This window comes from Rhodanobacter sp. FW104-R8, from assembly GCF_001617365.1.
Classification (GTDB): Bacteria; Pseudomonadota; Gammaproteobacteria; order Xanthomonadales; family Rhodanobacteraceae; genus Rhodanobacter.
In genome coordinates this window covers 48,673-58,101 of record NZ_LVJR01000003.1, presented here as the reverse complement: position 1 = coordinate 58,101, position 9,429 = coordinate 48,673, and the positions used below count along the sequence as shown (strand labels likewise).

The window sequence follows — 9,429 nt, the reverse complement described above, 5'->3', positions numbered from 1 at the left end:
GGGGGGGGAGGAAACCCCGCCACTACAAGGTGCGCCACGGCGACACGCTGATCAGCATCGTGCGCAAGCTGCACTGTTCGAGCGTACAGGAGGTGACCGAGATGAACGACCTCAGGCACCACCGTCTCGGCATCGGCCAGACGCTGAAGCTGCCGGTCTGCCGCTGAGCGGACGGCCGGGCATTCGGCGGGCGTCAGGCGACGGCGGTCTGCTGCACCCAGCTGCGGTTGGCGGTGTTCTTGCCGCCGTGCGCTTCCTTCAGCTCGCGCAGCAACTGCATCAGCTGGCGGTGTTGCGGCTGCAGGCTGGGGTACGGGGAATTCTTGGTCTCGTGGTAGGCCACGGCCAACCACAGCGCGATGCCGCGCAGCGCCACTTCCGGGTTGCTCGAGCGGGCGCGGTCGTAACCCGCCTCGGTGCCCTGGCCCCAGGGGAAATAGCGTGCTTCCGGCGCGGTGCCGTACAGGTGCGGGAAATCGCTGCGCGAAGCCTGCCCGATCTCGCGCAGGGTGAGTTCGCCCAGGCGCTCGCGGGTGCGCCGGGGCAGGGCGCGCACGTTGCGCTCGATGTCGCGGAACTGGCGGCCGAGCTGGCGCGCGCGCAGCATCACAAGGAACGGCGTGAATAGTTGCATGGGATCCCCTCGGCGCTGGAATTCGGCGGCGCGCAAGACGCGCGGCGAAGCCCAGAGCCTAGCGAAGCGATCGGCGGAATAGCGCCTAGGGCGTCACAAAATGACCCGCTGCGTCAGCTTGCCGGGCGTGCAGGGCGTGGCTGCTCAACCGCGGCCAAGCCGCTGGCCCACCCGCACGGCCTGCTGCGGCTGCAGGGCGTCCAGCCCGGCCGCGCCCTCGGGCAGCAGCAGGATCACGGTCGAGCCCATGTTGAAGCGCGCCATCTCGGCGAAGCGTTCCAGCGTGATGTGCTGGCCGGCGAACGACTTGCGCCGGATCGACGGCGCGTACGGCGGGATCACCAGGCCGTCCCACACGGTGGCCACTGAGGAGACCAGGACCGCGCCCACCATCACCACCGCGAACGGGCCGTGCTCGCCCTCGAAGTGGCAGACCAGCCGCTCGTTGCGCGCGAACAGCCGCGGGATCGCCTCGACCGCGAACGGCGCCACGCTGAAGATGCGCCCGGGCACGTGCACGGTTTCCTTCAGCGTGCCTTTCAGCGGCATATGCACGCGGTGGTAGTCGCGCGGCGACAGGTAGACGGTGACGAAACGCCCGTCGCGGTACGGCGCGGCGGCGGCCTCGTCGCCGCCGAGCAGTTCGGCGGCGGTGTATTCCTGCCCTTTCGCCTGGAAGATGCGTCCGTCGACGATCGTGCCCGCCTGGCTGATGCGGCCATCGGCCGGCGAGAGTAGGGCGGCCGGGTCGGCGTCGGCCTGGCGCGCGCCGGCTTTGAGCTTGCGCGTGAAGAACGCGTTGAAATGCTGGTAGGCCAGCGGATCGGGCTGCGCCGCCTCGGCCATGTCCACGTCGTAGTTGCGCACGACAGTGGCGATCAGCCAGTTCTTCCACGGCGCGAAGGTCCAGCGCGTGGCCCAGTAGACCACCCGCGACAGGGCGCGGTGCGGCAGGATGTACTGCAGGAATACGTTGAAAGTCATCCGCCCAGTATAGGAGCTGGGGGTGAGAGAAGAGGAGTGAGAGAAAAGCACGAGCTGTCGGCAGGCCGCTCCCTCTCACTCCTCTCTCCTCTTCCCTCACTCCTCTCTGGCTATACTTGCCGGCCTTTCCGCTTCGGGTGTTGCCGTGACCGCCGAGCTCGCCACCATCGTCGACTTCATCCGATACGGCGCCAGCCGCTTCTCGGCGGCCGGGCTCACCTTCGGCCACAGCCACGACAACCCGATCGACGAGGCCACCCACCTGGTGCTGGCCAGCCTGCACCTGCCGCCGGACATCCCGCCGGCGTACGGCGCCGGCCGGCTCACTGCGGCCGAGCGCGAGAACGTGCTGGCGCTGATCGAGCGCCGAGTTAGCGAGCGCCTGCCGGTGGCCTACCTGGTCGGCGAGACCTGGTTCGCGGGGTTGAAGTTCAAGAGCGACCGCCGCGCGCTGGTGCCGCGCTCGCCGATCGCCGAGCTGATCGAGTCGGGCTTCGCGCCCTGGCTGGACGAGCGCCACGTCGAGCGCGCGCTGGACATGTGCACCGGCTCGGGCTGCATCGGCATCGCGATGGCCGAGTACAACCCCGAATGGCGCGTGGACATCGTCGACGTCAGCGACGAGGCGCTGTCGCTGGCGCGCGAGAACATCGCCTTCCAGCACGTCGAGGGCCGCGTCGAGGCGATTCGCTCCGACCTGTTCGCGGGCGTGGCCGGGCGCAAGTACGACCTGATCGTCTCCAATCCGCCCTACGTCACCGAGGACGAGTACGCCGCGCTGCCCGGCGAGTACGCGCACGAGCCGAAGCTGGGCCTCACCTCCGGCGCCGACGGCCTGGACCTGTGCCTGCGCATGCTGGACGAGGCGGCCGGCCATCTCACCGGCGACGGCCTGCTGATCGTCGAGGTGGGCGAGAGCGAGCACGCGCTGGCCGCGCTGCTGCCGGAAGTGCCGTTCGTGTGGGTCGAGTTCAAGGTCGGCCCGATGGGCGTGTTCGCGCTGGAGCGGCGCGACCTGGTGGAGCACGCGGCGGCGATCCGCGCGGCGGCTGCCGCGCGTCGCCCGGGCTGAGCGATGGAGCTGGTCACGGCGCGATTGCGGATCGACGCATTGCGTCCTGACGATGCCGCGGCGCTGTTCGCCTGTCGTGGCGACCCCGCGGTGGCCCGCTACCAGGGCTGGCGCCCGGCCGATATTGCCGCAGCGCGCGGGTTCATCGCCGCGCAGCCGCCGGCACCCGCGCACGGCTGGTTCCAGCGCGCGATCCGCCTGCGCGAGGACGGCCGGCTGATCGGCGACCTCGGCGTGAACCTGCCGGAGGATGCCAGGGCATCGGTCGAGTTCGGCATCAGCATCGCGCCGGCCGGGCAGGGCCGCGGCTACGCCGGCGAGGTGGTGCGTGCGCTGTTCGAGCAGGCGTTCGGCGCGTGGGGCCGGCACCGTGTCCAGGCCTCGGCCGACCCGCGCAACCTGGCCTGCGTGGCGCTGCTGCGCGCGCTGGGCATGCGCCAGGAGGCCCACCACCGCGAGAGCCTGTGGTTGCGCGGCGAATGGGTCGACGACGTGATCTTCGCCCTGTTGGCCCGCGAGTGGCCGGCGCCTCCACCGTAGGAGCCCGCTGGCGGGCGATGCTTTTGTTCTGAATCTCCACCGGGCATCAAGACACGAGCATCGCCCGCCAGCGGGCTCCTACCGGAGGTCACTGCCGGTATGCTTCGATCTTTAGTCCCGGATGTCCCATGTCCAGCAATTCCTTCGGCAAACTGTTCACCGTCACCACCTTCGGCGAAAGCCACGGGCCGGCGATCGGCTGCGTGATCGACGGCTGCCCGCCGGGGCTGGCGCTAGGCGCGGAGGAATTCCGCGACGACCTCGACCGCCGCGCCACCGGCCGCAGCCGCTACACCTCGCAGCGGCACGAGGCGGACGAAGTGGAGATCCTCTCCGGCGTCTACCAGGGCAGGACCACCGGCACACCGATCGCGCTGCTGATCCGCAATACCGACCAGCGCAGCAAGGACTACGGCGACATCGTATCGACCTTCCGTCCCGGCCACGCCGACTACACCTATTGGCAGAAGTACGGCATCCGCGACCCGCGCGGCGGCGGGCGCTCCTCGGCGCGCGAGACCACCATGCGCGTGGCCGCCGCGGTGGTCGCCAAGAAGTGGCTGGCCGAGCATCACGGCGTGCGCGTGCGCGGCTACCTGGCGCAGATCGGCGGCGTCGTGCCGGATGCGTTCGACTGGGGCGCGGTGGAGCAGAACCCGTTCTTCTGGCCCGACGCGGCCCAGGTGCCGGCGCTGGAGGACTACATCAACGCGCTGCGCAAGTCCGGCGATTCGGTCGGTGCGCGCGTCAACGTGGTCGCCGACGGCGTGCCGCCGGGCTGGGGCGAGCCGATCTACGGCAAGCTCGACGGCGACCTGGCCAGCGCGCTGATGTCGATCAACGCGGTCAAGGGCGTCGAGATCGGCGACGGCTTCGCCGCGGTGGCGCAACGCGGCAGCGAGCATCGCGACGAAATGTATTTGGACGGCTTTACGTCCAATCACGCCGGTGGCATCCTCGGCGGCATCAGCACGGGCCAGGCGGTGGTCGCCTCGATCGCGCTGAAGCCCACGTCCAGCATCCTGATCCCCGGCCACAGCGTGAACCTGGCCGGCGAAGCGGTGCAGGTGGTGACCAAGGGCCGCCACGATCCCTGCGTCGGCATCCGCGCCACCCCGATCGCCGAGGCGATGATGGCGCTGGTGCTGATCGACCACGCGCTGCGCAACCGCGCCCAGTGCGGCGACGTGGGCGCGGTGGCGCCGCGCATCCCCTGATGGATCGACTGCTGCAGCCGGAGCCGCAACGATGAGCGACAAGCCGAGTGTCTGGATCTCGCGACCCACCTTTCCGGGAGTCATCGCCCGGCTCGAACCGCATTTCGAGGTGACCGCCGAAGCGGAGGAGCGCAAGTTCAGCCCGGCCGAACTGGCGGCGAAACTGGCCGGGCAGGATGCCGCGATCGTGGGCCTGAAGGACTGCGTCGGCGCGGCGGAGATCGCCCGGGCGACCCGGCTGCGCATCGTCGCCAACCTCGGCGTCGGCTACGACAACCTCGACCTGGATGCGCTGAGCGGAGCCGGCATCGCCGCCTCCAACACCGCCGACGTGCTCAACGAGAGCGTGGCCGACTACGCCTGGGCCCTGCTGCTGGGCGCGGCGCGCAGGATGACCGCGGCCGAGCGCTGGCTGCGCGCGGGGCACTGGCAGGCCAACGGCTTCACGCAGTGGCTGGGCAGCGACGTGCGCGGGCGTACCCTGGGCATCCTCGGCATGGGCCGGATCGGCCAGGCCATCGCCCGTCGCGCCGCGGGCTTCGACATGCCGGTGCTGTACCACAACCGTTCGCCATTGCCGGCGGAAACCGAGCGCGCCTGTCGTGCGCGCTTCGTCGACAAGGCGCAACTGCTGCGCGAATCCGATTTCCTGATGCTGGTGCTGCCGCTGGCGGCGCAGACCCGGCACGCCATCGGCGCCGCCGAGCTGGCCGCGATGAAGCCCACCGCCATGCTGGTCAATGTGGCCCGCGGCGGCATCGTGGACGACAAGGCGCTGGCCGCGGCCCTGCGCGAGCGGCGGCTGGCCGGCGCCGCACTGGACGTGTTCGAGGGCGAGCCGGCGCTGTATCCGGGCCTGCTCGAACTGGACAACGTCGTGCTCAGCCCGCATATCGCCAGCGCCAGCACCGAAACGCGCCGTGCCATGACCGCCCTGGCCGTGGACAATGTGCTGGCCATGTTCGGCCATGGCCCGCACGCCGGGCGGCCGCCGACCATCCTCAATCCCTCCGTGCTGGGCAAGTGACCGGCACACCCTCCACACCTGAGCAGACAATCCCCATGAGTCAGAAGAGCAGTTACAAGGTCGCCATGGTCGGCGCCACCGGCGCGGTCGGCGAGACCCTGCTGGCGATCCTCGCCGAGCGCGAGTTCCCGGTCAGCGAGCTGGTGCCGCTGGCCAGCGAGCGTTCCGCCGGCAGCAAGGTCAGCTTCGCCGGCAAGGACATCACCGTGCAGTTGCTGGACACCTACGATTTCGCCGGCGTCGACATCGCCTTCTTCTCGGCCGGCGGCTCGGTCAGCCGCGTGCACGCGCCGCGGGCGGCCGCAGCCGGCGCGGTGGTGATCGACAACACCTCCGAGTTCCGCTACCAGGACGACATCCCGCTGGTGATCAGCGAGGTGAACCCCCACGCGATCGCGCAGCACACCACGCGCGGCATCATCGCCAACCCGAACTGCTCGACCATGCAGATGCTGGTGGCGCTGGCGCCGATCCACCGCGCGGTGCAGATCGAGCGGATCAACGTGGCCACCTACCAGTCGGTTTCCGGCGCCGGCCGCAGCGGGATGGAGGAGCTGGGGCGGGAAACCGCGGCCCTGCTGAACTTCCAAAGCGTGGAGCCGGGCAAGAAATTCCCGGCCCAGATCGCGTTCAATGTCATCCCGCAGATCGACGATTTCCAGCCGAACGGCTACACCAAGGAAGAGATGAAGCTGGTGTGGGAAACCCGCAAGATCCTGGAGGACGAGTCGATCCAGGTGAATCCGACCGCCGTGCGCGTGCCGGTGTTCTATGGCCATTCCGAGGCAGTGCACATCGAGACCAGCGACAAGATCACCGCCGAGCAGGCCCGCGAGCTGCTGCGCCAGGCGCCGGGCGTGGTGCTGGTGGACGAGCGCAAGCCGGGCGGCTATCCGACCCCGGTGGGCGAGGCGGCCGGCAACGACCCGGTGTACGTGGGGCGCATCCGCGAGGACATCTCGCACGAGCGCGGGCTGGACATGTGGATCGTCTCGGACAACATCCGCAAGGGCGCGGCGCTGAACGCGGTGCAGATCGCCGAATTGCTGATCGAGGACTATCTCTGAAGATGCGTGTGGCGCGATTCGCAATTGCCATGGGGTTCGTTTTCACGTCGGCGGCCTGGGCCGGCGGTCAGGCGGTACCGCCGTCCGGTTCGGCCGGTGCCGCGTCGCCGCGCGCGGCCGACAGCAAGCGGCTGACCCGCAGCCAGTCCGAAGTGGAGCGCCTCAAGCGGGATCTCCACAAGCAGGAATCGGACAACCGGCAAGCCGGCGAGCGGCTGCAGCAGCAGGACCAGAAGATCGCCGAACTGCGCAGGCAACTGCAGGAACTGCAGGCCGGCCAGGCCGCCGGGCAGCGCTGAAGGCGGCATCCGGGTGAGAACGCACCCTAGCAATGCACTGCAAGTATTCGCCGCAGCTATTGTTGATTGGCCTACATGTAACTTAAAGTGGCACCTCATTTGCTGCCGTCACCACCGTGGCGGCGACGCCGGATTGAGAGCTGCGCCAAGGATTTGTTCGGGGGAACACGCATGAACCGTTCGTTGAAATTGTCGATGCTGATGGCCCTGGCACTGGGGAGTAGCCAGGTCATGGCATTGGATCTTGGCCAGATCCAGGTCAAGTCGGCGTTGGGCCAGCCGCTGCTGGCGGAGATTCCGCTGCATCCCGCCAATCCGGCGGAGCTGCAGAACCTCACGGTTCAGCTGGCCTCCAGCGAGGAATTCGCACGCGCCGGCGTCGCCGGCGGGCGCACCTCGATCCCGCTGAGCTTCAGCGTGACCCATACCAGCGGCGGTTCCCCGGTCATCCGCATCACCAGCAGCGCGCCGGTGGACGATCCCTTCCTCGACCTGCTGATCGAGGTGAGCGGCAAGGCTGGCAAGAGCGTGCGCGAATACGCCGTCTTGCTCGATCCGCCGAACGCCCCGGCGGCAACGGTTGCCGCCGTACCCGCACCGGTGCCGCCCGCGGCAAGTCGTCCGGCGGCAGCCAAGGCGCCCGGCAAGGCCACTGCGCCGGCGGCGCCGGTCGCCGCCGCACCAGCCAAACCCGTGTCCAGGCCCAAGCCGGCGCCCGCGGCGGCCGCCCCGGCGGCATCGGCCGCCGGCAATGGCCAGGTCGGTCCGGTCGAGCGCGGCCAGACGCTGTCCGGCATCGCGCGCAACGTGACCCCGGCCGGCGTCGACGTGCAGCAGATGATGCTGGCGCTGCAGCAGGCCAACCCGAACGCGTTCTACCGCAGCAACATCAATGCGCTGAAGAGCGGCGTGGTGCTGCGCGTGCCGACCTCGGCCGAGGCGCAGGCCATGACGATCGCCGCCGCCGCCGCCGAGGTGCGCCGGCAGAACGGCGACTGGCGCGCCGGCACGCCGGGCAAGCCGGCGGTCGTGGCCAATGCTGCCACCCGCGCATCCGATACCGGCGCCCCCGCCGGCACGCCCGACACCGGTGACCGGCTGACCCTGGTGCCCGCCAAGGCCGGCAGCGGTGCCGGCACGCAGGGCGGCGGCGCGGCCGGCAACGGCCTGCACCAGGAACTGCTGCGCACCAAGGAGAGCCTGGCCAGCCTGCAGCAGCAGAGCGCCGAGCTGAAGGCGCGCCTGAAGGACCTGGGGGACATCAACAGCAAGAACGAGCACCTGCTGTCGCTGAAGGACAGCGAGATTGCCGAACTGCAGGCCAAGCTGGCCGCCGCGCGCAAGTCCGCCGGCACGCCGGCCGCCGCGGTCCCCGCGCCGGCCGTCGCCGCGGCGAAGACCGCCGCACCGCCATCGGCTGCCACGCTGGAAACCGCTATCGCCACCGCCGGCACGGCGACCGGTACGCACACCGCCGTGGTGCCGGCCGCTGCCGGTTCGGCGCCACACGCCACATCGCCGGCCACGACGTCATCCGTGGTGACCACGCCGCTCGCCACGCCGGCGCCGGCCAAGCCGGTGGAGAAGCCGGCTGCCCGGCAGCAGCCCCATGCGCCGGTTGTCGAGGAGCCGTGGTACATGCAGGCCTGGGCGCAGGCTGCCGGCGCCGCTGCGGTGCTGCTGCTGGCCCTGCTGGCCCTGCTGGGACGCCGCCGGCGGAAGCCGGCCGAAGCAGCTGCCACGTCGAAATCCGCGGCGTCGCTGGCCGATCGCTTCGGCTCGGCGCCGGGCGGCGATGCGGAGTACCTCCCGGGTGACGACGTCGACCAGGAGGAATTGCTGGACCAGCTGGCCGAGCATCCGGACGACATCGGCCTGCACCTGGAACTGGTCACCCTGTATTACTCGCGCCGCGACGTCGAGCACTTCGAGGCGGCTGCCGAGGCGATGTACGCCCACATCACCGACCCGCAGCAGGACGAGTGGCAGGACGTGCTGCACATGGGCGAGGACCTGGTGCCGGGCCATCCGCTGTTCGATCACCACGCCGCGCCGCCCGCCCACAAGGATGCCCATGCCATCGGCGAATTCGACATCGACGACTACGCCCACGAAGGCGACGCGTCCACGGTGGCGTCGTCGATGCCACCGCTGCCGCCGGGCGGCCCGAAGAAGGTCAGCGAGTACAACTTCAACTTCGACCTGACCCGGGCGGCGACCGAAACGCCGGCACGACCCGGTGCGGACGATGCCACGATGGTGGCCCCGCTGGCCAGGGAGCCGGCACCGGCACCCGCGCCTGCGCCCGCATCGGCGCCGGCCGCAACGGCCTCGAGCTGGCATTTCGACGACGCGGACGATGCGCACCTGGCCAATGTGCCGGGCCACGATCTGAGCGAGTTCAGCGACGACCCGGTGGATACCAAGCTGGACCTGGCCCGCGCCTACATCGACATGGGCGATGCCGAAGGCGCGCGCGCCATGCTGGACGAGGTGGTCAAGGAAGGCAGCCAGATGCAGAGGGACGTCGCCAAGCGCCTGCTCGACGGCATGCACTGAGCCGACGGGGCCATCAGTCCCGCGCATCGG

The 9,429-nt window shown here is 70.1% G+C and carries 9 protein-coding genes; 7 read left to right on the top strand and 2 right to left on the bottom strand.

From position 1 onward, the window contains the following. Nucleotides 1-193: 193 nt before the first annotated feature. Nucleotides 194-634 carry a hypothetical protein gene (locus tag RHOFW104R8_RS00300; protein WP_235604452.1) on the bottom strand — a complete coding sequence of 147 codons (441 nt, stop codon included), beginning with the start codon at nt 632-634 and terminating at the stop codon, nt 194-196. Nucleotides 635-778: 144 nt separating this feature from the next. Then, nucleotides 779-1,618: an archaetidylserine decarboxylase gene (gene asd / locus RHOFW104R8_RS00295; RefSeq protein WP_068090574.1), complete on the bottom strand. Its 840-nt coding sequence runs from the start codon at nt 1,616-1,618 to the stop codon at nt 779-781. A 145-nt stretch (nt 1,619-1,763) separates the two neighbouring features. On the opposite strand from asd, the gene prmB reads away from it, so the two are divergent. The 7 genes from prmB (at nt 1,764) to RHOFW104R8_RS00260 (ending at nt 9,399) form a co-directional block, all read left to right on the top strand. After that, nucleotides 1,764-2,690, top strand: coding sequence for a 50S ribosomal protein L3 N(5)-glutamine methyltransferase (prmB, locus tag RHOFW104R8_RS00290; protein WP_068090573.1), 927 nt, complete (start codon nt 1,764-1,766; stop codon nt 2,688-2,690). 3 nt (nt 2,691-2,693) lie between these two features. Then, entirely contained in the window at nt 2,694-3,230 is a 537-nt protein-coding gene (locus RHOFW104R8_RS00285) for a GNAT family N-acetyltransferase (protein WP_068090570.1), read from the top strand. A 128-nt stretch (nt 3,231-3,358) separates the two neighbouring features. Further along, complete coding sequence (aroC, locus tag RHOFW104R8_RS00280; protein ID WP_068090568.1) at nt 3,359-4,447, top strand: chorismate synthase; 1,089 nt, start codon at nt 3,359-3,361, stop codon at nt 4,445-4,447. Between the two features lie 31 nt (nt 4,448-4,478). Continuing rightward, complete coding sequence (locus RHOFW104R8_RS00275) at nt 4,479-5,474, top strand: D-glycerate dehydrogenase (RefSeq protein WP_068090566.1); 996 nt, start codon at nt 4,479-4,481, stop codon at nt 5,472-5,474. Between the two features lie 35 nt (nt 5,475-5,509). Further along, nucleotides 5,510-6,541: an aspartate-semialdehyde dehydrogenase gene (locus tag RHOFW104R8_RS00270; RefSeq protein WP_068090561.1), complete on the top strand. Its 1,032-nt coding sequence runs from the start codon at nt 5,510-5,512 to the stop codon at nt 6,539-6,541. Nucleotides 6,542-6,570: 29 nt separating this feature from the next. Next, complete coding sequence (locus RHOFW104R8_RS00265; RefSeq protein WP_235604451.1) at nt 6,571-6,840, top strand: DUF724 domain-containing protein; 270 nt, start codon at nt 6,571-6,573, stop codon at nt 6,838-6,840. A gap of 171 nt (nt 6,841-7,011) precedes the next feature. Beyond that, on the top strand, nt 7,012-9,399 hold the full coding sequence (locus RHOFW104R8_RS00260) for a FimV/HubP family polar landmark protein (protein WP_068090559.1): 2,388 nt from the start codon (nt 7,012-7,014) through the stop codon (nt 9,397-9,399). Nucleotides 9,400-9,429 lie beyond the last annotated feature (30 nt).

What these genes read in the sequence shown, in the direction of transcription:
- RHOFW104R8_RS00270 (WP_068090561.1), top strand. Translation starts at nt 5,510, where the DNA reads ATGAGTCAGAAGAGCAGTTACAAGGTCGCCATGGTCGGCGCCACCGGC.
- RHOFW104R8_RS00275 (WP_068090566.1), top strand. Translation starts at nt 4,479, where the DNA reads ATGAGCGACAAGCCGAGTGTCTGGATCTCGCGACCCACCTTTCCGGGA.
- RHOFW104R8_RS00285 (WP_068090570.1), top strand. Translation starts at nt 2,694, where the DNA reads ATGGAGCTGGTCACGGCGCGATTGCGGATCGACGCATTGCGTCCTGAC.
- RHOFW104R8_RS00260 (WP_068090559.1), top strand. Translation starts at nt 7,012, where the DNA reads ATGAACCGTTCGTTGAAATTGTCGATGCTGATGGCCCTGGCACTGGGG.
- RHOFW104R8_RS00265 (WP_235604451.1), top strand. Translation starts at nt 6,571, where the DNA reads ATGGGGTTCGTTTTCACGTCGGCGGCCTGGGCCGGCGGTCAGGCGGTA.
- asd (WP_068090574.1), bottom strand. Translation starts at nt 1,618, where the DNA reads ATGACTTTCAACGTATTCCTGCAGTACATCCTGCCGCACCGCGCCCTG.
- RHOFW104R8_RS00300 (WP_235604452.1), bottom strand. Translation starts at nt 634, where the DNA reads ATGCAACTATTCACGCCGTTCCTTGTGATGCTGCGCGCGCGCCAGCTC.
- aroC (WP_068090568.1), top strand. Translation starts at nt 3,359, where the DNA reads ATGTCCAGCAATTCCTTCGGCAAACTGTTCACCGTCACCACCTTCGGC.